The organism is Giesbergeria anulus (assembly GCF_900111115.1).
In the GTDB taxonomy this organism is placed as follows: domain Bacteria; phylum Pseudomonadota; class Gammaproteobacteria; order Burkholderiales; family Burkholderiaceae_C; genus Simplicispira; species Simplicispira anulus.
Window position 1 is genome coordinate 1 of the sequence record NZ_FOGD01000021.1, and the last position, 22,877, is coordinate 22,877.

24 protein-coding genes, 1 tRNA gene and 1 rRNA gene are annotated in these 22,877 nt (G+C 53.1%); 11 read left to right on the plus strand and 15 right to left on the minus strand.

Annotation, left to right across the window (positions count from 1 at the left end; all coding sequences use genetic code 11):
* Window positions 1–261: 261 nt before the first annotated feature.
* Both BMX55_RS15645 and BMX55_RS15650 read right to left on the minus strand, forming a co-directional pair.
* Window positions 262–909, minus strand: coding sequence for a response regulator transcription factor (locus BMX55_RS15645; RefSeq protein WP_245751521.1), 648 nt, complete (start codon window positions 907–909; stop codon window positions 262–264).
* Between the two features lie 78 nt (window positions 910–987).
* On the minus strand, window positions 988–1,419 hold the full coding sequence (locus BMX55_RS15650; RefSeq protein WP_091459352.1) for a MarR family winged helix-turn-helix transcriptional regulator: 432 nt from the start codon (window positions 1,417–1,419) through the stop codon (window positions 988–990).
* Window positions 1,420–1,625: 206 nt separating this feature from the next.
* On the opposite strand from BMX55_RS15650, the gene recA reads away from it, so the two are divergent.
* Entirely contained in the window at window positions 1,626–2,765 is a 1,140-nt protein-coding gene (gene recA / locus BMX55_RS15655; protein WP_091459316.1) for a recombinase RecA, read from the plus strand.
* Between the two features lie 16 nt (window positions 2,766–2,781).
* Window positions 2,782–3,249 carry a recombination regulator RecX gene (gene recX, locus BMX55_RS15660; protein ID WP_091459318.1) on the plus strand — a complete coding sequence of 156 codons (468 nt, stop codon included), beginning with the start codon at window positions 2,782–2,784 and terminating at the stop codon, window positions 3,247–3,249.
* 18 nt (window positions 3,250–3,267) lie between these two features.
* Here the strand turns inward: recX and BMX55_RS15665 are convergent, their stop codons facing one another.
* From BMX55_RS15665 to dnaA, 3 genes are all read right to left on the minus strand, one after another.
* Window positions 3,268–3,993 carry a hypothetical protein gene (locus tag BMX55_RS15665; RefSeq protein WP_091459320.1) on the minus strand — a complete coding sequence of 242 codons (726 nt, stop codon included), beginning with the start codon at window positions 3,991–3,993 and terminating at the stop codon, window positions 3,268–3,270.
* A 121-nt stretch (window positions 3,994–4,114) separates the two neighbouring features.
* Window positions 4,115–5,047, minus strand: a complete 933-nt coding sequence (gene argC / locus BMX55_RS15670; RefSeq protein WP_091459354.1) for an N-acetyl-gamma-glutamyl-phosphate reductase — start codon at window positions 5,045–5,047, stop codon at window positions 4,115–4,117.
* A gap of 217 nt (window positions 5,048–5,264) precedes the next feature.
* The gene (gene dnaA / locus BMX55_RS15675; protein WP_091459322.1) at window positions 5,265–6,701 is read right to left on the minus strand and encodes a chromosomal replication initiator protein DnaA; all 1,437 of its coding nucleotides are present in this window, start codon (window positions 6,699–6,701) and stop codon (window positions 5,265–5,267) included.
* A 264-nt stretch (window positions 6,702–6,965) separates the two neighbouring features.
* On the opposite strand from dnaA, the gene rpmH reads away from it, so the two are divergent.
* From rpmH to mnmE, 5 genes are all read left to right on the plus strand, one after another.
* A complete protein-coding gene (gene rpmH / locus BMX55_RS15680; RefSeq protein ID WP_005798102.1) occupies window positions 6,966–7,100 on the plus strand; it encodes a 50S ribosomal protein L34 in 135 nt (44 codons plus the stop codon).
* 61 nt (window positions 7,101–7,161) lie between these two features.
* The gene (locus BMX55_RS15685; RefSeq protein ID WP_091459324.1) at window positions 7,162–7,611 is read left to right on the plus strand and encodes a ribonuclease P protein component; all 450 of its coding nucleotides are present in this window, start codon (window positions 7,162–7,164) and stop codon (window positions 7,609–7,611) included.
* Between the two features lie 2 nt (window positions 7,612–7,613).
* Window positions 7,614–7,907: a membrane protein insertion efficiency factor YidD gene (gene yidD, locus BMX55_RS15690; protein WP_091459325.1), complete on the plus strand. Its 294-nt coding sequence runs from the start codon at window positions 7,614–7,616 to the stop codon at window positions 7,905–7,907.
* Window positions 7,904–9,604 carry a membrane protein insertase YidC gene (yidC, locus tag BMX55_RS15695; RefSeq protein WP_091459327.1) on the plus strand — a complete coding sequence of 567 codons (1,701 nt, stop codon included), beginning with the start codon at window positions 7,904–7,906 and terminating at the stop codon, window positions 9,602–9,604. Before yidD ends, yidC begins: the two co-directional genes overlap by 4 nt.
* Before the next feature lie 83 nt (window positions 9,605–9,687).
* Entirely contained in the window at window positions 9,688–11,100 is a 1,413-nt protein-coding gene (gene mnmE, locus BMX55_RS15700) for a tRNA uridine-5-carboxymethylaminomethyl(34) synthesis GTPase MnmE (RefSeq protein WP_091459329.1), read from the plus strand.
* 29 nt (window positions 11,101–11,129) lie between these two features.
* On the opposite strand, the gene BMX55_RS15705 is transcribed toward mnmE, so the two are convergent.
* Window positions 11,130–11,657: a hypothetical protein gene (locus BMX55_RS15705; protein ID WP_091459331.1), complete on the minus strand. Its 528-nt coding sequence runs from the start codon at window positions 11,655–11,657 to the stop codon at window positions 11,130–11,132.
* Window positions 11,654–12,469: a 3'(2'),5'-bisphosphate nucleotidase CysQ gene (gene cysQ / locus BMX55_RS15710; RefSeq protein WP_091459333.1), complete on the minus strand. Its 816-nt coding sequence runs from the start codon at window positions 12,467–12,469 to the stop codon at window positions 11,654–11,656. Before cysQ ends, BMX55_RS15705 begins: the two co-directional genes overlap by 4 nt.
* Before the next feature lie 350 nt (window positions 12,470–12,819).
* Here cysQ and BMX55_RS15715 point away from each other — a divergent pair, with 350 nt between their 5' ends.
* A complete protein-coding gene (locus BMX55_RS15715; RefSeq protein ID WP_091459335.1) occupies window positions 12,820–13,551 on the plus strand; it encodes a TerC family protein in 732 nt (243 codons plus the stop codon).
* Between the two features lie 31 nt (window positions 13,552–13,582).
* Here the strand turns inward: BMX55_RS15715 and BMX55_RS15720 are convergent, their stop codons facing one another.
* The 6 genes from BMX55_RS15720 to BMX55_RS16890 all read right to left on the minus strand — a co-directional run bounded on the left by BMX55_RS15720 (window position 13,583) and on the right by BMX55_RS16890 (window position 21,040).
* A complete protein-coding gene (locus BMX55_RS15720) occupies window positions 13,583–15,115 on the minus strand; it encodes a M48 family metalloprotease (protein ID WP_425432081.1) in 1,533 nt (510 codons plus the stop codon).
* A gap of 689 nt (window positions 15,116–15,804) precedes the next feature.
* The gene (locus BMX55_RS15725) at window positions 15,805–16,578 is read right to left on the minus strand and encodes a glycosyltransferase (protein WP_091459337.1); all 774 of its coding nucleotides are present in this window, start codon (window positions 16,576–16,578) and stop codon (window positions 15,805–15,807) included.
* Window positions 16,579–16,624: 46 nt separating this feature from the next.
* Window positions 16,625–17,308 carry a class I SAM-dependent methyltransferase gene (locus BMX55_RS15730; protein WP_091459339.1) on the minus strand — a complete coding sequence of 228 codons (684 nt, stop codon included), beginning with the start codon at window positions 17,306–17,308 and terminating at the stop codon, window positions 16,625–16,627.
* Window positions 17,295–20,216 (minus strand): O-linked N-acetylglucosamine transferase family protein, encoded by a 2,922-nt coding sequence (locus BMX55_RS15735; RefSeq protein WP_091459342.1) that lies wholly within the window; start codon window positions 20,214–20,216, stop codon window positions 17,295–17,297. The genes BMX55_RS15730 and BMX55_RS15735 overlap by 14 nt, the downstream gene beginning before the upstream one ends.
* Window positions 20,217–20,227: 11 nt before the next feature.
* Window positions 20,228–20,557, minus strand: coding sequence for a hypothetical protein (locus BMX55_RS15740; RefSeq protein ID WP_143059702.1), 330 nt, complete (start codon window positions 20,555–20,557; stop codon window positions 20,228–20,230).
* A gap of 63 nt (window positions 20,558–20,620) precedes the next feature.
* Entirely contained in the window at window positions 20,621–21,040 is a 420-nt protein-coding gene (locus tag BMX55_RS16890; RefSeq protein ID WP_091459346.1) for a pilin, read from the minus strand.
* A 440-nt stretch (window positions 21,041–21,480) separates the two neighbouring features.
* On the opposite strand from BMX55_RS16890, the gene BMX55_RS15750 reads away from it, so the two are divergent.
* From BMX55_RS15750 to BMX55_RS16520, 3 genes are read left to right on the plus strand one after another with little or no spacing between them, the layout of a single operon-like run.
* The gene (locus tag BMX55_RS15750) at window positions 21,481–21,699 is read left to right on the plus strand and encodes a hypothetical protein (RefSeq protein WP_091459348.1); all 219 of its coding nucleotides are present in this window, start codon (window positions 21,481–21,483) and stop codon (window positions 21,697–21,699) included.
* Between the two features lie 50 nt (window positions 21,700–21,749).
* Entirely contained in the window at window positions 21,750–22,157 is a 408-nt protein-coding gene (locus tag BMX55_RS15755) for a hypothetical protein (RefSeq protein ID WP_143059703.1), read from the plus strand.
* 33 nt (window positions 22,158–22,190) lie between these two features.
* Window positions 22,191–22,337, plus strand: coding sequence for a hypothetical protein (locus tag BMX55_RS16520; protein ID WP_177172935.1), 147 nt, complete (start codon window positions 22,191–22,193; stop codon window positions 22,335–22,337).
* A 69-nt stretch (window positions 22,338–22,406) separates the two neighbouring features.
* Here BMX55_RS16520 and BMX55_RS15760 read toward each other — a convergent pair.
* A tRNA-Ile gene (locus BMX55_RS15760) sits at window positions 22,407–22,483 on the minus strand.
* 108 nt (window positions 22,484–22,591) lie between these two features.
* Window positions 22,592–22,704 (minus strand): 5S ribosomal RNA (rrf, locus tag BMX55_RS15765).
* Between the last annotated feature and the right edge of the window lie 173 nt (window positions 22,705–22,877).

Genomic DNA, 22,877 nt, shown 5'->3' on the forward strand with positions numbered 1-22,877 from the left:
ATGGATCGTCCAACTGGTGCGTTGAAATTTATTGTAGACGGATGTTGATAAATGGAAAGGGTTTTTGGACGATCTAGAGGCTGATTTCGCAGCATCAGCCTGATCAGGGTCAACCGTCCAGAAATCGAAGGTTTGCTGGATGGTGCCCAAGCCCGGTCAGTTGCACTTAATGTTGGCCGGCGGCCATGCAATGCAGGCCTGCACCGTCAAACGCAAGTTCAGTTGCACTTAATGCTGGCCTGAGGGCGCTGATAGACGCAGTTAATGTTGGCCCAAAAATGCGCTGAATGCAGGCCTGACGCTTTTCAAATGCAAGTCCCTACAGATATAGACCTCAATGGCGTTGTTGCTCACTTCCTCGCCCCACTCGCACAGGCGCTCGACCAGTTGGTCTTTGCTCACCAAGCGCCCAGCGCGTTGCAGCAAAACCTCTAGCAGGCCCAGTTCACGCGCCGACAGTTCCACCATCTTGCCGTCAATCGTGGCTACTCGGCCAGCTTGGTCATACACCAGCGGGCCGTGGCGGATCGTAGAACTGCCCCCGCCCGCGCCCCGGCGCACCAAGGCGCGCACCCGTGCCTCCAGCTCTTGCAAGCTAAAGGGCTTGGCCATGTAATCATCAGCACCAAAATCTAACCCCTTGACGCGCTCCTCTACGCTATCGGCAGCCGTCAAAATCAGCACCGGCAAAGCCGAACCCCGGCTGCGCAAGCGCTTGAGCACCTCAAGGCCATGCACCTTGGGCAGGCCCAAATCCAAAATCAGCAAATCAAACTCATGGTTGGTCATCAGAGCGGCATCGGCCTCGCCACCACTGGCTACATGGTCTACCACTGCCCCTGAGCTGCGCAGGGTACGCAACAGGCCATCGGCCAGCACTTGGTCATCTTCGGCAATCAAAATGCGCATGGAAAAAATCCTGTGTCAGGTCGGTGAAAGGTGCCAATTCTAGAAGCGTGTGACGCCATACAGAGCGCAAACACCTTCTTAGGGTACATAACTGCCCGCATAGGCTTCTAGCCCCAGCGCCACCACAGCGGCTACATCGTGGCCCACCTCGGCCCGAAATTCTGTTTCGGCCTGTGCCACGGCGTCTCGAAACCCTTGCAGCCACGCCAAGCCCACCGGCGTAAAGCACACCCGCCGCGCCCGACCATCACGCGGGTCGGGGGTGCGCGTTACCAGCCCCCACGCCACACACTGATCGACCAAATCGGCCATCGCCTGCTTGCTCATGCCCGCACGCTGCGCCAAATCGCCCAGCCGGTCGCCCTGCAAGGATAAATGGCGCGTGATGTGGATATGGGCGGCGCTGATCTGATCGCGCGCTGCCAGATTGGACAGCGCCAGGGGCACTTCGGGGTTGTGTGCCATCAGTTGCAGCACTCTGGCATCAAAACGGCGCAAAGCATGGCCCATCAAGCGGCCCAGATGGGTCTGACGCCAGCCATCGTCTTGCGGCAATAAAGGAAGGTGTTCGGGCACAAAAACTGTCAGGCAAACTGACTAAAAAATGGTTTTTTGTATTCTAACCATCCGATAAACTTGCGCCCAAGCCAGTCCACACCCTTGTTTCCCTGGAACCCGGCTTACCAGCCAACCCTTTGATTTTTCAGGAGATATTTATGAGCACCCCCACCACACGCAGCATGCCCGCCGACAGCGATAAAGCCAAAGCCTTGGCCGCCGCCTTGGCCCAAATCGAAAAGCAATTTGGCAAGGGCACCATCATGCGCCTTGATGAAGGCGAGGTGATTGAAGACATCCAAGTGGTATCTACCGGCTCTTTGGGGCTAGACATTGCCTTGGGCGTGGGCGGCCTGCCACGGGGCCGCGTGATTGAAATTTATGGCCCTGAATCGTCGGGCAAAACCACCCTGACGCTGCAAGTGATTGCTGAAATGCAAAAAATTGGCGGCCAGTGTGCCTTTGTGGATGCCGAACACGCGCTCGACATCCAATATGCGCAAAAACTGGGCGTACACCTTGAAGACTTGCTCATTAGCCAGCCCGACACCGGCGAGCAAGCGCTAGAAATTGTCGATAGCCTCGTGCGCTCTGGTGCCGTTGATTTGATCGTGATTGACTCGGTGGCCGCCCTCACACCCAAAGCCGAACTGGAAGGCGATATGGGCGACAGCCTGCCCGGCCTGCAAGCGCGGCTGATGAGCCAAGCACTGCGCAAGCTCACCTCCAGCATTAAAAAGACCAACTGCACCGTTATCTTCATCAACCAAATTCGCATGAAAATTGGCGTGATGTTTGGCAGCCCCGAAACCACCACCGGCGGCAATGCGCTCAAGTTTTACGCCTCGGTGCGTCTGGATATCCGCCGCACGGGTGCCATCAAAAAGGGCGAAGAAGTCATCGGCAACGAGACCAAAGTCAAAGTCGTGAAGAACAAGGTAGCGCCCCCGTTCAAAACCGCTGAGTTTGATATTTTGTTTGGCGAGGGTATCTCGCGCGAGGGCGAAATCATCGACATGGGCGTGGCCGCCAAGCTGATCGAAAAATCGGGCGCTTGGTACGCCTACGGCGGCGAGAAAATCGGCCAAGGCCGCGACAACGCCCGTGAGTTTCTGCGCGAAAACCCACCTCTGGCCTACGAAATCGAAAACAAGGTGCGCACCAGCTTGGGCATCGCCCTGTTGCCAGCTAGCACTGCCCCTAGCCCTGCGGTCAGCACAGACGTGGTGGTAGCCGCCCCCGCCCCACGTGGCCGCAAAGCAGAGGCCAAGGCCGAGCCAGCACCGCAGCAAGACTGACACCACCTAACGCAGCATGGCTACCATCCGCCCGCCCCTATCGCTCAAAGGCCGCGCCTTACGCTATTTGGCCGGGCGCGAGCATTCGCGCTTAGAGCTAGAGCGCAAACTCACGCCCCATGTGCAAGAGGGCGAGGACTTGCCTGCGCTGCTGGATTATTTGCAGGCACAGGGTTTTATCAACGAAGCGCGGGTGATGGAGTCACTGTTACACCAAAAAGCTGGACGCATGGGGGCACTGCGCCTGCGCCAGCAACTGCGCGCTAAGGGTTTGGACGCAGAGGCGGTAGAGCAGGCGCTCACCGAACTGCAACAACGCCCCGAAGGCAGCGAGCTAGAACGCGCCCAAGCCCTGTGGCAAAAGCGCTTTGGTCAAACGCCAACAGACGCTAACGAGCGTCTGCGGCAGATGCGATTTTTGGCGACACGGGGCTTTTCTTCAGATGCCGTGCGCCGTGCCGTGCCGCGCCTTGGCAGCGACTAGCGCGGCGTGTGTGGAATCTCAGCTCAGCACATCCAAGTCTTCCAGACCAATCCCGTTCAGACGAGCCCCCACCACCGTCACCGAGGCTTGATCGCCCATTTCCAGCACCAGATCATCGCCTTGCCAGCGCAAATCAGTGACCCGTTGTGCCAACGCTTGCACCGAATTGACGCCTTGGCCCATGTCAAACACCAGCCGGTCATGCTGGTCGTGGTGAAAATCACCAATCGTGACATGGCCCCACTCGCGCACCACAAAGGTGTCGGCCCCTTGTCCACCCAAGGTCGGGTCTTGGCCCGCGCGCACCGCTAGATGGTCATCACCATCACCACCCCGGTCATACAGGGGTTGGGCAGTGACTGGAGTGGCATCACAGACCACCGGCGTGGTAGGCAGCCACTGCTCAGAGAACTTGGCATACAGGCCATCGCCGTCGGGATCGACATAGCGGGTCACTTCTTGACCATAGGCTTTCGTTTCAGTTTTGATAACCTCTGTGCCTTGGACGGTATAGACCTCGTTGGCGTCGATGCGCTCATTTTTTGTCACGCCATGCTCAGTTTTGAGCACTTGCGTGACCTGCCCATTGACGATGCCAAAATCGTACAGCTTGTACGTGCTTTGCGCTGCGGCAGTGGGGGCCGTAGAGGTGGGGATGGTGGCCGTGTTCGTACCATCGTGGCTGTCGGAGCCGTTTTCGTCATTGTGGCTGCTGTTGCTGGTTTGGCTCTCATTACGGGACATGGTGGGTTCTCCTGAACGTCATCCGCAAAAACCCTGCGGCATGGGCATCTCTTGATGCCCTGCATCTTGCAAGCCACAGCTTAAGAACGGATGAACAGCCACCCTGCCCGCAGCCAGTGCCTTACCAGCCCAGCATCAGCCCCAGGTTTTGCACCGCTGCGCCGCTAGCACCCTTGCCTAGGTTGTCTAGGCGCGCAATCAGCACCGCTTGGCGGTGCTCTTCATTGGCAAACACGCGCAGTTCTAGCTCGTTGGTGCCTGCCAGCGTATCGGCGGCCAGCTTCAAATCATCGGTGGGCGGCAGCACCTTAACCCACTGCTGCGGCGTGTTGCTGCGCGCATAGTGCGCGGCCAGCGCCTCGTGCAAATCAGCGGCCTTGGGCGCACCGGGCAAATCATCCAGATGCAGCGGCAACTGCACCAGCATGCCTTGGGCAAAATTGCCCACCGCAGGGATAAACACCGGGCGGCGCGTCATGCCTGTGTAATGCAAGATTTCAGGGATGTGCTTGTGCGCCAAGCCCAGCGCGTAAGCCTCATAAGGTGGTGCCTTGCCCGCTTCGTAGGCTTCCATCATCGGGCGGCCCCCGCCGCTATAACCGCTGACCGAGGGCAAGGCCACGGCAAAATCTTGCGGCAGCAAACCAGCATCCACCAGCGGACGCAGCAAGGCAATCGCCCCAGTGGCATAACAACCCGGATTGGCCACGCGGCTAGCAGTGCGCACAGCGTCGGCTTGGCCCACGCACAACTCTGGAAAACCATACACCCAGCCGGGCGTAACCCGGTGCGCGGTAGAGGCATCAATGATTTTGATAATGCGGCCAGTTTCGGCGGTGATGGCATCTACCATCGCCACCGTCTCGCGGGCTGCATCGTCATGCAGACACAAAATCACCAAATCGACTTGGGCGATCAGCTCGCGCTTGGCAGCCGGGTCTTTGCGCCGCTCTGGGTCGATACTGAGCAGTTGCACCTGCGTGAGGCCCTGCAAACGCTCACGAATCTGCAAACCCGTGGTACCGGCTTCACCGTCAATAAAAATGGTAGATATTGTCATCCGTTTGCGCGTGAACCCACAGCCCTGATGCCGGGGAGGTAGAGCGCAAAATGCACCGCGTTTTGCGCTGTGGTGGCGTACCTGTCACGTCCATGTGTGCCACCGGTTGATAACCATCGCCATCGTTGCACGACGGCCTATTGCCTGCACCGTGCTTTGTAGCATCCGAATGTTAAAGCGGATACTGGCACCGGCGCAGGGATGGGATTTTTCAACCTTTCAGGGTCTGTTCCAGCACATGCAGTTGCTGGTTGAGTTCAGTCACCTGCTGGCGCTCGGCCCCAATTTTGCGCACCGCGTGCAGCACCGTGGTGTGGTCTCGGCCACCAAACAGCTCACCAATTTCTGGCAGGCTTTTTTGCGTTAGCTCTTTGGCCAAGTACATAGCAATTTGGCGGGGTCGGGCAATGCTGGCCGGGCGCTTTTTGCTGTACATATCGGCCATCTTGATTTTGTAAAAATCAGCCACCGTTTTTTGGATGTTATCCACACTGATCTGGCGGTTTTGGATCGAGAGCAAATCGCGCAGCGCATCACGCGCCAACTGGATGGAGATTTCTTTGCGGTTAAAGCGGGCGTAGGCCATCACCTTGCGCAACGCGCCCTCTAGCTCGCGCACATTGGAGCGCACATTTTTCGCCACAAAAAAGGCCACCTCTTCGGGCATTTCGGCCCCTTCGGCGCGGGCTTTGTTGATGAGGATAGCAACGCGCATTTCCAGCTCCGGCGGCTCCATCGCCACCGTGAGGCCCGAATCAAAGCGCGATACCAACCGGGCGTGGATGTCGGCCAACCCCTTGGGGTAGGTGTCGCTGGTCATAACGATGTGGCTCTTTTTAGCCAGCAGCGCTTCAAAGGCGTTGAAGAATTCTTCTTGCGTGCGGTCTTTGTTGGCAAAAAACTGCACATCGTCAATCAGCAACAGATCCAATGAGTGGTAGCGGTCTTTAAAGTCTTCAAAGGTTTTGCGCTGGTAGGCTTTAACCACATCCGAGACAAACTGCTCGGCATGGATATACAGCACACGTGCATCGGGCCGATCAGCCAATAACCGGTTGCCCACAGCGTTCATGAGGTGGGTTTTGCCCAAGCCCACACCGCCATAAATAAACAAGGGGTTGTAGAGCTGGCCCGGCACGCTGGCTACGTGCAACGCTGCGGCGCGGGCCATGCGGTTGGCAGTGCCCTCAATCAGGGTGTCAAAAGTCAGGGCCGCATTGAGCCGGTTGCGCGGCGCGCTGTGGGCGCTGTCTTCGGGCGCTACTGGAGCCAGTACGGCGGCCTCGGTCATGATGGGCGCAGACCCGGTGCTGGGTGGCGTGGCTGGAGCCGCCCGGCGCACCGCAGGAGAGCGCTGGGCCAGCGCCAACTCTAGCGTGATGGGTTGGTCGCCTTGCAACTGGTGCAGTAGGGCCGTAATGCGGCCAACATACTGGGCACGCACCCAATCGAGGGTAAAGCGATTGGCCACGTACAAGGTGATACGGGAAAAATCGTCGGAGACTTGGGCCACGATGGGCCGAATCCAAGTATTGAACTGCTGCACGGGCAAATCTTGCGCCAGCTGCTCTAGGCAGGACTGCCACAGGGCCTGACCGGCCTCGGTATCTGGGCGCCGGGCGGCGTTTCGATGGGGTTCCTCTGTCATTTCAGGGTCAATTTTCTGTGCATAGGAGGAACAAACGGGGCGTCAGATTCTAACTTGTCCCAAGGTTATCCACAATTTTTCTTGGGCTGTATCAACCACCGGAGCGGGGCTTGCTTTACACAGCTCGATTGCCTCTGCGGCACAAGCCTGCAATAATGCGCGGTTTCCCTGAATGTGTTTCAGGGCAATTATCCAAACCGCCCCGGCCCACAAGCTGCGCAACCATGCGCTTGGGTGGCGGACTGACCCCTCAAGGAGCCCCTCATGAAACGTACTTATCAGCCCTCCAAAACCCGCCGCGCCCGTACCCACGGTTTCTTGGTGCGCATGAAGACCCGTGGCGGCCGCGCCGTCATCAACGCCCGCCGCGCCAAGGGCCGCAAGCGCCTGGCTGTCTAATCGGCAAGGCTTTGGATCGCTCCCCAGTGAGCGTCGGCAGGCGTCCAAGCGGGGTGTTTCCATGCAGCGGCTGAAAACGCGCGCCCAATTCCAAGCGGCTTTGGCCGGTGGCACTGTGGCACGCACGCCCCATTTCGCATTGCATCGCCTTGTGCTGCCTGTGGATACGGGAGTGGCTGCGCCCAGCGCAAATTTAGGGCCTGTGGGCAATGCACAGGCCCTTTTTCCCGTGGCCGAGCTGTGGCTGGGCGCCATGGTGCCCAAGCGTTGGGCGCGCCGCGCCGTGACACGCAATGCCATCAAGCGCCAAATCTACACAGTGGCGCAAACTTGGCAAGCCGATTTACCCGTGGCAGCCTATGTGCTGCGGCTGCGGGCCACGTTTGACCGCAAACTGTTCATCAGCGCCCAATCCGAACTGCTCAAGCAAGCGGTGCGCGCCGAATTGCAGCAATTGTTGGCGCGTGCGGCCCGCCACGGCAGCACAACACCCCCTACGGTCAAAGATTAGCCATGATGCAGCGCCTCCTGATCGGACTGGTCAAGGGCTATCGGCTGCTGCTGAGTCCTTGGTTAGGCTCGGCCTGCCGCTTTGAGCCTACCTGCTCGGCCTACTCGCTGCAAGCCTTGCAACAGCACGGGGCAGCGGCTGGCAGTTGGCTGACCATCACGCGCTTGGCACGCTGCCACCCTTGGTGCAATGGCGGCCACGACCCGGTTCCTGCCGATCCGCCACGCGCCACCCGGTTGTTTTCACGGCTGATCGCACCGGCCACTTCTTCATCCTCAGCAAAAAAGTCTTCATGAACGACATCCGCCGCACCATTTTGTGGGTGATATTTGGCTTTTCTATCGTCCTGTTATGGGACAAGTGGCAGGTGCACAACGGCAAGCAGGCTACCTTCTTCCCGACACCCGCTACCAGCACCCAAACGGTGGCCAGCAACACCACAGCGCCAGCCGCCGCTAGCACAGCGGCTGTACCCACGGCCAGTGGCGCAGGCACCACGGTGGGCATGACTGCCGTACCGGGGCAGGCCGCAGCAGCGGTGCAAAAACCGCGTCAACGCCTTGAAGTGAGCACCGATGTCTATCGCTTGGCGTTTGACAGCGAAGGCGGCTCCCTGATCCACGCCGAGCTGCTGCAACACGCTGACATCACTGACCGCACCCGCAATTTTGTGCTGTTTGATGAAAGCCCACAGCGCGTTTATGTCGCCCAGACCGGCCTGATCGGCGGCGACTTTGCCACGCACAAAACGCCCATGGTGGCCGTGCCCGGCCCGCGCACTTTGCAAGATGGCGAGAACGAATTGCGCATCCGCTTTGAATCGCCCGATCTGGGTGGCCTCAAGCTGGTCAAAACGTGGACGATCAAGCGTGGTGCCTACGACATTGCCGTGACGCACGAAGTGCGCAACACTGGCACCGCACCACTGGCTCCCCAGTTGTACCTGCAATTGGTGCGCGACGGCAACAAGCCGCCCGGCGAGTCTTCGTTCTACTCTACCTTTACCGGCCCGGCCATCTTCACGCCAGAGAAGAAATACCAAAAGGTCGAGTTCAAAGACATCGAGAGCGGCAAGGCCGACTACACCAAAGACAGCAGCGACGGCTATGTGGCGATGGTGCAGCATTACTTTGCCAGCGCTTGGCTGCTGCCCGACGGCGCACGGCGCGAGCTGTTTATGCGCAAGGTGGATACCAACCTGTACTCGGTGGGCATGATTGCAGCACTGGGCAACATTGCCCCCGGCAGCAGCAAAACCCTTGAGGCACGCCTGTTTGCTGGCCCACAAATCGAGAAAACCCTCGAAGCCCTCACCCCTGGGCTGGAGCTGGTCAAAGACTACGGCTGGCTGACCATCTTGGCCAAACCGCTGTACTGGCTCTTGGACAAGCTGCACAGCATGATCGGCAATTGGGGCTGGGCGATTGTGGGTCTGGTGCTGCTGCTCAAGATTGCCTTTTACTGGCTCAATGCCAAAGCCTATGCCAGCATGGCCAAAATGAAGGCCATCAACCCCCGCATCATGGAAATGCGCGAGCGCCTCAAAGACAGCCCGCAGCAAATGCAGCAAGAGATGATGCGTATTTACCGCGAGGAAAAGGTCAACCCGATGGGTGGCTGCTTCCCAATCATGATCCAGATTCCAGTATTTATCGCCTTGTACTGGGTACTGCTGTCGAGCGTGGAAATGCGCAACGCACCGTGGATTGGCTGGATTCACGACTTATCCACACCCGACCCGTTGTTCATCTTGCCCCTGTTGATGACTTTAAGCTCGCTGTTGCAAACTGCGCTTAACCCAGCACCACCAGACCCGATCCAAGCCAAGATGATGTGGATCATGCCGCTGATTTTCAGCGTCATGTTCTTCTTCTTCCCTGCCGGTTTGGTGCTGTACTGGCTGACCAACAACGTGTTGTCCATTGCCCAACAGTGGCTGATTAACACCCGCATGGGCGTGCCACCGCAGTTCAATCTGCCCAAGTTCAAGTAACTGCTTGAACCACACCCCCACCGAAGGCCGCGCAAGCGGCCTTTTTTCCGCCACACTGCCCCCTTTTTGAAGCACCCTCCACCATGCTGTCCCGCCACCACGACCCCATCGCCGCCATTGCCACCGCTCCGGGCCGGGGGGCCGTGGGCATCGTGCGCGTTTCCGGCAAAGGACTAGAGCCACTGGTGCGCCTGCTGTGTGGCCGCACCCTGAAACCACGCGAAGCCACTTACCTACCCTTTCGTGATGCCCAAGGCCAAGCCATTGACCAAGGGCTGGCCCTGTACTTTCCCGGCCCACACAGCTACACCGGCGAGGACGTGCTAGAACTGCAAGCCCATGGCGGCCCGGTGGTGCTGCAATTGCTGCTGGCCCGCTGCCTAGAAGCGGCCCACACCCCAGAGGCCAGCACCGGCCAGCCTCTGCTACCCGGCCTGCGGCTGGCGCAGCCGGGCGAGTTCACCGAACGCGCCTTTCTGAACGACAAAATTGATCTGGCCCAAGCTGAAGCCATTGCCGACCTGATCGACGCCAGCACCGAGGCCGCAGCGCGCAGCGCCAGCCGCTCACTCTCCGGAGCGTTCTCGCAGCAAATCCATCTGCTGCGCGATGCGCTCATCCACCTGCGTATGCTGGTCGAGGCCACGCTGGATTTTCCCGAAGAAGAGATCGACTTTCTGCGCCAAGCCGATGCCGACGGCCAACTGGCCCACCTGCGCCAAACACTGGCGGGCGTACTGCAACGCGCCCAGCAAGGTGCCCTGCTGCGCGAAGGCATCAAGGTGGTGATTGCTGGGCAGCCCAATGCGGGCAAAAGCTCGCTGCTCAATGCGCTGGCCGGGGCCGAACTAGCCATTGTCACGCCCATTGCAGGCACGACACGCGACAAGGTGCAGCAGACCATCCAGATCGAAGGCGTGCCGCTGCACATCATCGACACCGCCGGACTGCGCGACAGCAGCGATGAAGTGGAACGCATCGGCATTGAACGCGCTTGGAGTGAAATTAGCAACGCCGATGCCGTGCTGTTCCTGCACGACCTGACCCGCACCCACACCCCAGATTACCAACAAGCCGACGCCACTATTGCCCAGACCATGCGCGCCAGCCTACCACCCCAAGTGCCAGTGCTCGACTTATGGAACAAAAGCGATTGCCTGCCTCCCGGCCAGACACTGCCTGAGTCGGGCATCGTGCTGTCAGCGCGCACCGGGGCCGGGCTGGACGCCCTGCGCCAGCAATTGCTGGCACTGGCAGGCTGGCAAACCGCCGCCGAGGGCCTGTTTATTGCCCGCGCCCGCCATGTGCAAGCGCTGCACAGCGTGAGCGACCATCTGGACACCGCCGCGCTGCAACTGCAAGGCCACAGCCCCGCGCTAGACCTATTGGCCGAAGAACTGCGGCTGGCCCAAAACGGCCTCAGCGCCATTACCGGCGAGTTCACTTCCGACGACCTGCTGGGCGTGATTTTTTCCAGCTTCTGTATCGGCAAGTAAATAGCGCCCCGCCGCTGCGCTCGCCATCCTCAGTGCAACAAAGCCGCAGGGCGGGCGGGTGCTGGTTGGCGTGCCTCCACCAGCCACTGCGGCCACAGCGCCAGCGGCCAGCTGGCACGCACATACTGGTCATACACAATGTTCAGCCATTGGCGCAAGGCTTGCGCTTGCAACACCAAATCAGCCGGGGGCGCATCTTCCGCTGCCGCTGCTTGAAACCCCAACTGCACGCTCTCAGGGGTACACGTCAGTTGCAGGCTCTGCACCAGCCACGCCCGGCTCTCTGGGGCACTGCGCACCGGTGCTTGCGCAGGCAAAGCCGCCACAGCAGCCTGCTGGGCAAAGCCCTGCACCACCTCGTCCCAGCCTTGGGGCACATCATGGCGCTCTAGCCACTGGAGCAAATGTGGCAACAAGCGGTTTAGCAGCCGCTGTGTTAGCCAGAGTACCACGGTGCGTGGGCTATCCTCGCCCGCTAGGGCAGGCAACTCCCCTGTGACACGGATACGGTCTTCGGCCTCGATATATTCGGTGGTCAGGCGGCTTAGGCTGCTCATGCACCAGCCTCCGGGGCAGTGTGGGGCAACAGTTGCGCTAACCACTGCGGATCACCCACGGCCAGAAACTCCGGGTTAAGCACGGGGCGTTGCAAACCATAGTGCAGCCGCTGCCCAGCAAAATCCGTCACGCGGCCCCCAGCCTGCTCCAGCACACACTGCGCAGCAGCGGTATCCCACTGGCTGGTCGGGCCAAAACGTGGGTACACATCCGCCAAGCCTTGGGCAATGCGGCAAAACTTGAGCGAGCTACCGGCAGCCACAAAATCGTGTGCCAACGGCAATTGGGCCAGCCAAGCGGCCAGCGCTTCGCCGCCGTGCGAGCGGCTACCCAAAACGCGCAAAGGCTGCCCGGCCTGCACCGCTGCCACCTGCAAAGCCACATCGCCCCCCGCTTGGCGCTGCCAAGCCCCCAAGCCTTGGGCGGCATAAAACAATTCCCCCGTGGCTGGAGCCAGCACCACACCGGCCACTGGCTGGCTTTGGTGGATCAACGCGATATTGACCGTAAACTCGCCACTGCGCTGCACAAACTCTTTGGTGCCATCTAGCGGATCGACCAAAAAAAACGACTCTGCTGTGCGTGCCCCCGCCGACACTGATTCTTCCGACCACACAAACATCCCCGGAAACTGGGCCTGTAAACCAGCACGAATCGTCTGGTCAGCGCGCACATCGGCCTCGGTCAGGGGAGAAGCATCGTCTTTTTGCCAACTGGCAAAATCTTGGGCATAAACCGCCATCACCTGCTGGCCAGCGGCCTCGGCAATAGCGCACAGAGTATGGAGTTGCTCGATGGTCAGATTTGTCATGGGCCTTATCGTCGCACAAGACGCCACCCAGCCCAGCCACGCTATACGCAATATCCACAACAGCCCCACACTTGCACAACGGTGGCCGCAATGTTCCAATGGGCGCTTCGAAGGGGAGTAGCTCTCCGCCCTAGCTATTGGGGTATCAATGCCGTCGTCAACACGAAGCCTTGCTTCCGGCGGATTGGGTGCGGTGCCTGTAGGGGCACTGCACTGAGCAAGACCTTTGATGGGCCCGCAGCGGGCTAATCAAGGAGGCCACCCTTCCTCCACCATGCCCCGTGCAGCGGGCGGGGCTCTTGGTTTTCCTGCTACCAGCCCTCTTTTTTCCCACTATCACTGAGGAACTTATGGATTTTTTATTTGCGCCTGAATTCTGGCTCGCCTTAGGCCAGATCATCATCATCGACATTTTGCTCGGTGGCGACAACGCGGTGGTCATCGCCTTGGCCTGCCGCAAGTTGCCGCCCGCACAACGCACCAAAGGCATCATCTGGGGCACCGCAGGGGCCATCATCCTGCGCGTGATTTTGATTGCCTTTGCCATGACGCTGCTGGCACTGCCTTTCCTCAAATTTACCGGCGCGTTGCTGCTGGTATGGATTGGCGTCAAACTGCTGGCTCCCGATGAAGAAGGCCACGGCGACGTGCAAGGCAGCGACAAGCTGCTGGCCGCCATCAAAACCATCATCGTGGCCGACTTGGTGATGAGCGTAGACAACGTGATTGCCATTGCCGGTGCAGCGCAAAACGCCGGAGACCACCAAATGCTGTTGGTCTCCTTGGGCCTGCTGATCTCCATCCCGATCATTGTGTGGGGCAGCCAGTTGGTCATCAAGCTGATGGAGCGCTTCCCCATCATCATCACGTTGGGCGGTATGTTGCTGGGCTGGATTGCCGGCGGCATGTTGGTGTCTGACCCGGCACTGGCCAACCCCGACAAATGGCAATGGATGCTCAAGCTACCCCAGTCTGACACCCTCAAGTACGCTGCCAGCGTGGCTGGTGCGCTACTGGTATTGGGTTTGGGCAAACTGATCTTGGCCCGCCGCAAGACGACAGACAACGCCGCTGCCCACTAAAGGGGCCATAGGCTGCTACGGCTGCAGCTGCTTAATGCAGTGCAGCAGCAGCCTGTTCTTTAGCCAACGCCTGCACAGTGCGCAGGCGGGTATCTATGATCGATACCTCGACAAAATCTTGGGCGCTGCTGCTTTTGCGCGCCCACTCTTGCCCGGCCTTAAACCGATCTATGGCGGCAGCATAGTCATAACGGGCAGCATGGGCTTCGGCCTCAGCGCGTATCGCCCGCAGTGTCTGGCCTTGGGCTTGGCTGATGCTGGCCAATGCCTGCCAAGCGCTGGCATCGCGTGGATGGGTACTCACCCACGTTTGCAATGGCCCGACCATCTCTGGCGCACGCCCTAGGAGCAAGGCAATTTGCGCCCGCAACAACAAACCGGGGCGGTCTTCACGGCCCAACGCTGGCAACTGCTGCCATGCAGCCGCCGCATCGCCTGCCGCCAGTTCTATCTCTGCCCCCAGCCATTGGGCCAGCGTGTGCGCGCGTGTATCGCCTTGTACCGCCGCTTGCAGGCGTGCCAGCCACTGGCGTGCTTGGCGTGGCTCGTGCAATTGACTGGCAGCCAAAATAGCCGCATACCAAGCACCCACCTGCTGGTGTGGTGCACGCTGGGCAAAACCATTGCTTCGGGGTTCGGCCAACCACTGGCGCAGCATATCGGCACCGGGGCGCGATAGCACCCGCGCCCGCGCCGCCAGCATGGCATGTTCTAGGGTGGGCACCAGCACTTCGCGGGCCGCTTGCAGTGGCAAGCGCGCCTGCATATCGGCCACGCGCTGGGTGGTAAGGGGGTGGCTGCGCAGATAGGGCCAAGAGCCGTTGTCGTTGAGCCGGTTGGCCTGCTGCAATTTGTCAAACATGCCCACAAAACCCTGTGGCGCAAACCCAGCTGGAGCCATCAGGCTGTAGCCTACCCGGTCGGCTTCACGCTCCATATCGCGGGAAAAATTGAGCTGGTTTTGCACCGCCAGCGCCTGCCCGCCCACGGTCAGTGCCTGCGCAGCCTGTGGGTTTTTGCTCGCCGCCAACATGGCCAACACCATCGTGCCCAACAGCAGCGGTGTCTGGCGGTTTTGCTGCGTGAGCAGCCGAGCAATGTGCCGCTGCGTGACGTGGCTGAGTTCGTGCGCCAGAACCGAGGCCAGTTCGTCGCGGTTAGCCACCACCCCCAATAAACCCAGATGCACCCCCAAATAACCACCGGGCAGGGCAAAGGCATTGATAGAGCGGTCGCGCCCCAGCAGCACCTCCCACGCAAAATGCTCCTCCAGTTCGGGCGGCAACTCACCGCGCGCTCGCGCCGCTGCCAGCAAGGCCAACCACTGCGCCTGCACATAGTCTTGCAGCACTGGGTCATCCAGATAGTCGGGGTCACGGTACAACTCGCGGATGATGCTATCACCCAAGCGCCGCTCCGCGCTAACACTTACATCCGCCCCTTCCCCCAAGGTGGGCAGGCCCGGCCCGGCTACAGCCACCGAGGGAACCACCGAACCCATGCCCACTATGGACACCGACAAGACCAGTGCTTTGATAGCCATAGACAGAGCAGATGTTTTCATGGTGTGGCGGTCTTTCACTAAATTTCTATGATCATCGCATGTTAAATAACAAAGCCAAAAAATGGAGGTTAGATTGTCACAATGAATCACACACAACTGTTGTGGAAACAGTTACTCTCTAGGCGATTCGTAAAAAATTCACATCGGTTGCCCAGGCTTATCTAGCATAATGATAAGTCTACCGACTGGCGCAAAAGACTCTCATTCAATGATTGGCTTTATCGTATAAATCTAAGACAAGACGGCATACCGCTTACCCTAGATTCAGTTATTTCACAGGCACCAGACGAGTCGTTTATGTGAAATGGTTGAGCAAAGCCGCTCGCACTTGCAACTGGACCACCTGATGCCCAAACATACGTGCAATCACCCACTCGCTTGTTGGGCACCTCAATGGCGCGTCTCTAACGTTTGGGCATCAATGCACAGATGTATTTTACGCCACCGACACCCAGGACCATGTCTTTTAGCCACGGCTGACAACCTTATCGTTCAGCATCGGTCAATTGGCAACCGACAGTAGCAGCAGACCTTGCACCAGCCCCAAGTTTCAGCGCAAAAACAGACTAAACAGGCATTTTTTACTCAAGAAAAACTGGATAATGACATCCAAAAAGATACTATTCGCTCATAGGCCATGATGCGTACATGCTGGCAAAAATATTTTGCAAAAAATCAAAAACATTTAGTTACTCCCCCCATTTTTCTATATATTTTTTATAATTTCTCAACCAATCACCTCCACCAAAAGCACCAGAACTCTGGTGAATAATTTTGATAGGCCATGTGCCTAAAGATAGATTTTTTACTCTAGCAGATCGACAGAAATCCATATCATAAAAGTGAAAGTCAAATATTTCATCAAATTTTACTTTTGATTTAATCAAAATATCGCGCCGTACTGCAATAAATACACCATCCAAAATTTCACATCTCACAGGTGTTGGCCCATATTTTGACACCGGTGAATTTCCAGGTGATCCATGAGCAACTTCTCCTGAAAGAAATCCGTAATCCCACTCAAATTTTGACTCATCAAACGATCGAAATGACCAGGCAGGTTGATTTTTTAATCGACGTACATTTCCAGCCACACCAATTACATCAAATCGGCGCAAACCAGAATATATATTTCTTATAAAATCTTTATCATTTATCCAAACATCATCATGTAAAAAAACAATATGATCAGCATTAGTTTCAAAGATTGCCTTATTATAAATAGACGGCAATCCAACTGAATTTTCGAAATAAATTTTTTTTTCGATATTTTCAGAATTCAAAAAGATAGAAAAGCCACTTCCCAATGGGGATTTAGTCCAAAATTCAAACTCATTAAATCTAGTTGCCACAACGAAACATATTTTTTCATTTGGTTTCCTGAAGAAAATTTGATAAAAGATAGAACCAATCAGACTGGATCGCAATCTCTCACTAATTTTATTTATCTGCTTTTGAATCAATTTTTAAAACCCATATTGTTTCATAAAAAATAAATCAACAAAGATATCAGGCAATACGTTTTGCCACTAAAATATACTGTAACGGTAACCCTTGTCGCAAAAAACTATCGGAATCTACACCTAAATAGATTGCCAACGGCTCAAGATACTCCATAATCTCAATTCCCTGTTCTTGTTGAAAAATTCGAGGGACAATTTTTTCGACTACTAAACCTGATTTTTGCATCAAATTTACCATGTCGTGCAATGTAAACCAGCGAATATGTGTTCTATCGAAGATACCAGCATCTACACGTGGCCAGCTTCCGATAACTAGCTGAGTAAAAACACTCCAATGCTGTACGTTAGGAATACAAGCTAATAAGGTTCCATTCTCACTCAAAATTTCAACAGCCTGTTGTACAGCACTCTCTGGATCATACAAGTGTTCTAAAACATCACCAAATATTACATGATCAAAAGATGCTTCATGTAAAGCTCCACTCATTTCCCTATCTTTTCTCCAAGAGGGAATAAGATCTAAGTTGCGTTGAATAGCTACATCCAACACATCTTTGGCTTTAAGTAAAGGATCTTCAGCTATTTCAACTCCTACATAATGTACTGAAGGATTGATGCTTTTGATAGCCCTTGCTAACGCTCCAGCACCACATCCAAATTCACAAATTCTTTTAGCATCAGATTTAACTTCAGCTAATAAGTCAGGATTTACGTTTTCAAAGTAGCTCATGGATAAATCGATCCGTAGTTGTAGTTGCTTCTTCCTCTGAAGATACTAGCCAAGAAACCGTCGAATAATCTTCTTCCTGCATGGCTAATACATCAAACTCTTTCTGACTTGCTATCTCAAGACGGACATCTGCCCAGTGAGGTGAGTGCAATTCTATATTTGGATGTAACAATACACCCAATTGATGATGAACACCAAGAATGCCACCTGCATTCTGAATAGAATTCGTCCAATACTGTTCCAACATAACTCCTGCGCCTTCAAACTCTGAATTAAATTCAGCTTTTAGCAATGCGCTTTTCTTTGCTGCTAATAAATGACCATCTAATACGACTAAATCTGTCTGTAACTTCTTTGACAAAATTCCTTGCATGATAATCTCAAACCAGCCTTCTTTTTCTTGAGATAAATTTAGCAAAACACCTGTTTTTTTAACGAATGGTGAAGAATTCCAATCTAAACGATCCCAGCAAGTAGCACCAGCAAACCCTAGGACATCGACTGATTGCAATCCATATATTACGTTAAAAAAGAAATCTGATCGATAAATATCAATATTCTTCTGAATAAAAACAAAAATTTCAATGTCTTTTTCTTGCTGCACTTCTTTATAAGCAGATATTTTATCTGATTCTTTATATTGACTAAAAGAAACCGACCATCCAGAGGGCAAGAAACAAGTATTTTTTATTTTTTGTTGGATTAAATGAAATCGCGCAGCTTCATTACAAAATATTACACAATGTATTTGTCCATTTGCCGCAATGGACACAGGGACATTCTGCCTTATTATATCTTTTTCGAGAAGATTTGCAGAAATAAGAGCAATCTGCGTTTTTTCAAAATCATTATTTATTTGATATGCTTTTAATTTTCTTGCAGATTTAACCGCTTCATTAAATTTACCATCTAACAAATGGCAGCGTGTGATGTTTATCCAAGCAGCTATTTGCTCTTCTATAGAAAACTGATCGTATCTTTTCTCAAGATATTCAACAGCCTCAGAGAATTTCTTTTTTTCTGTCATAGCATGGGTAGCCATGATATGCGCACTTCCACAATTTGGATAATATTTTAAACAATGATTTAATATGCGCTCTGCTGCATCTCTCTGTCCCCGGCGCAAGACACTATACGCACGCCGCACAATTTCATTGGCAGGCAATATATCAATATCTTGCTGATGACTCCATGTGCCGTTTATTTTTTCTTGCAATGCATTAATACATGCATCTTCAAAATCTTGAGCAAATATCTTTCCATTACCCAATGCACTTTTTTTCATACGTTGGCGCGCTTCTTTTTTGAATTTACACAAGAAATTTACATCTTGAGATAAATTAACAGCACAGCGTATATAATCATCAGCATTGGTTACTGCTATATTTGCAGCTCCAACGTTACTCATAATACTCAAACCCATTCGACTGATGAGTGATTCCCCCGCCCAAGTTACTACTGGAACCCCCATGTAAACAGCAAAACAAGTAGTTGTTCCTCCATTAAATGGAGTTGTATCTAATATTATATCTATCTCATTATAAGATTCAAAATAATCTTTACCACGTGCTGGTTTGTGTAGAATCACGCGATCCATTGGCAAGCCAATTGATTTATAGTGTAAATTTACTGCAATTTCTGAATCTACATCTTCAAAACTAACAGATCTAATTAACAAACGACTACGTGGCACTCGGCGAAGTATTTCACGCCAGCAAATCAATATTTTATTATTAATTTTTGCAATATTACCTACGCAACCAAATGTGACGTAACCATTGCGTAACAAAGGAGGTACATCAGCTAAAAAAGCAGGATCATCTTCTATTGGATCAAAACACCAAAAGGAACTAGGCAATACCATTGGTTTTTCAGCATAAAATTTCTTATAATTTGGTGTAATTAGATGAATGTCTAATAATTTAGCATCTATAGTAGATAATCCAGTGGTAGGAGGATAACCCAACCCAGTAACTTGTAGAGTAGCCAACCGCTCTTGTAAAAGAAACAAGCGATTGCTAGAAGTGTGACCTGCTAATTCTACTAAAATATCAAGTTGATGAGATCGCATTAGATCACATAAATCTTTATCTTGCAGTTCATAAACATTATGAAACTTATCTGCATAATTTTTTATTAAATCGGTTTGCTCATCAGATTGAAAAAAATCATGATATAAAAACACTTCAAATTTTTGTTTATTATGATTTTCAAGCAAAGGACGAAAAAAATAGCGTACAGAATGAACTCGAAAATCAGGCGACCAATAACCTATACGTATTTTCTCTCTTTTTTTTTCAGTTTGAAGTGGCATTAAATCAAAATTACACGGGTGTACAGTTTCAGCCCAGAAACGATGTTCTGCTGCCAATTCGCGTTCACTAATATCTGCGTACGAAGTATGAAAAAGATAGCCATTTGCAATTCGTAAATGCTCAAAAGTAGCTAGCCATGCACGTAAGTGAAAATACCGAGCCTCATCAGTTTTTGCTAAAAAATGGCATAAGGTTGCATAGAGATTATAAACCGATGCAATTTCAGAGTTTATTACGCGACCTCGCCTTAAGAAAGGCAAAGCATCACGACTTTGTTTTTTATCTACTAAAAATTTAGCATTATTTACTACAGCTGGCCAATACGTGTCATCTAATGAATAGGCCAATTCAAAAGCTTGTGCTGCTTCTTGAAGATTACCCATATCTGCTAAACAGGCACCCTTTGTAGTTAATGCAGGAACATGATCAGGTTGTTGCTCAAGGCATTGATGTAGTATTTCTAAAGCTTCACGTGGGCGGCTTTGATTGTAAAAATCCAAGGCTTGAGAAAAATTTTTTTCTAAATCAAAGTTTTTATTTTGAGATTTTTTATTCTTTGATCCAAAAATATCTTTAAAAATTTTTACTAGCATAATATTGATTGCTACTTAGTAACATTTTTTGTCAATTCCATGATTAGCCCTTCAGTGGCCACATTAACAAAATCCTCTGGATAATTAGCGTTTTTTAGTTCCCATTTAAAAAAATTGGCTAAAATAGCTCTTTTTATCATGCCTAATTTATTTTCTTGATGATATTTATAAGCTAAAGCATAAGTTTTTTCTAGGAGTCGGGTAATTTTATTGACCGATAAGACTTTACGATTTTTTTCTGCAGTCATTAATGCTGGAGGTAAATCTTTAGCCAACTGTATTACCAAGCTTTGAGCTAGAGATTTTTCTTTTGTGTGACTAAAAATTTCCATAATACCCATCATTTTCCTCCAAAAAATAAAGCCCCTGTTCCCAGGGGCTTGTTATGTCAAGCAACGTAGCTATTAACCACGGCATGAACCGGGCACGTACTTGAGAGGGTTGCCAGAGCATTGCCACACCAAAGTACCACCAGCAGTAGTAGGAGTCAGTTGCACCGTCACCGCAGCACCCACCGAGCTAGCAGCAGAACTACCCAAAACAGTGATCACACCACTGGTAGTAACACTAGCACTAGTAACTTTACCTGCAGCCGCAATAGAGCAATCGCTAGCAACGGTGCTCGGAACAGCGCCACCTGCAGTCTGTGCAGCTTCGGTCACGCAGGTACGCGCCGAACTGGCAGACAACATCAACTCGGACACCTTAGCACGAATAGTGTAGTCTTGATAAGCAGGCAAAGCTACCGCAGCCAAAATACCAATGATCGCAACAACGATCATCAATTCAATCAGGGTAAAACCCTTTTGCAGATTGTGTTTCATGAGTCTCTCCTTAGAGTCTGTTGGGAAATAACAACCTGCAGAAGAATTCTTCAGGTTCACTAAGGTAGTAGCATCTTGCGTGCCAGAACAGCAGATGGCAAGCAACGGCATCCTACTACAGGCAAGTCTCTGTCATTGCTATGGTTTCTCGTTACCAACATCGACCATTGAGACTAATGCGCATGTTGTTCCTGACATTTTTGTCACTCTTATTTGTCAGTAGCAAAAGGTGCTACAAGTCCACCCCCATAGCGAACTGTTTTGTCCATCAATTTAGATGCTTAACAATTCGCTTATCCTAGCGCCTTGCCTGTGCAATCACCAACCCACCAATAAAACTGATGCATGGTGGGAGACAACGGCGCATCCTACGAACTGCTGTTTTGCTCACCGTAGTTGATGCTGCTGCTGTGCTTTATCCCTGATGCTGGCTGCACAGCTTGGACTACAGCACGCTGGAAAAGATGCCGGGCAGCTACAACATCACGGACGACTTGCGCCACCGTGCTGATAATGTGGTCTGGCGCGTCAAGGTGAGGCCAGAATGGGTCTATTTGTACACCCTGAATTGTCGATTCGTGGATGGCTATGCGCATGATAAGCTGTGTCGACCTCTGCTCTACCAAGATTTGATTCAAGCCAAGCAGGTGCTACCGTAGCGCAAACTGTCGCCCGTGCTGCCCATCGTCCTCTACAACGGTGAGGCACCATGGACAGCAGCCACGGACACTGCCGAGCTGACCCCCACAAAGCACCGGGGTTGGTATCGCAGTTCTTGCCCAACATGGAGTACTTGCTAATTGCTGAAAACCACTACAGTGAAGCAAGCTTGGCACCAATGCAAAATCTGGTGGTCGCGATGATGCGCTTGCAACGCCCGCACAATCAAACAGCAGTGCTAGAGTTGATCGACCTGCTCAATCTTTGGTTGGCCGACAACCCAGAGTTGATGCGCATCTTTGCCATCTGGCTACACTCCTTGTTGCTACGCCAGAGCAAACACCCCTTAGCCCCGCCCGAGGTGCAAGACTTAAAGGAGTTAAAAATGACTTTAGCAGCACAGTTTAAAGAATGGGCACATGAATCTGAACAAAAAGGCCTAGAAAAAGGCTTGTAGAAAAGTCAAAGAGATGGGGAAGCCAGAATCATCTTGCAACGCCTGCTCACTGCCCGCTTTGGCCCCCTGTCCTCATCCACCTTAACGCAAATAGAGTGTGCCAACTCAGGGCTGATTGAGGCATGGTTCGATCAAGCGATCAATGCCTACAGTCTGAACGATATTTTTACTCCGCCCTGAGCCAGACAGGGCCGACACCAGCAAAAACCCCGCCAGCTACACTGAGTTGGCGGGGTTTGGCTTGTAGGGTGGTAGGCCGTGTTGGACTTGAACCAACGACCAAAGGATTATGAGTCCTCTGCTCTAACCAACTGAGCTAACGGCCCACAGCTGCTATTGTACCCACAAAGCATAATATTTATGCCCTGCAATTCAATCCCCCAAAGCGAAACCCCCTCTGACCGATAGGATCAGAGGGGGATGCTTTAATATTAGCCTGACGATGACCTACTTTCACACGGGAACCCGCACTATCATCGGCGCAAAGTCGTTTCACTGTCCTGTTCGAGATGGGAAGGAGTGGTACCAACTTGCTATGGTCATCAGGCTTAAACTGTGCGCTGTATCGCTTTATAGGCAATACAGCTAAATTCATAGAGTCTTATCAGCTTTTTTGTTTTGATTGCGCTTTTTTTGGCATAACAGACCTTGATGGTTCTTTTGAAGGAACATCAAAGTTATAGGGTCAAGCCGCACGAGCAATTAGTACTGGTTAGCTCA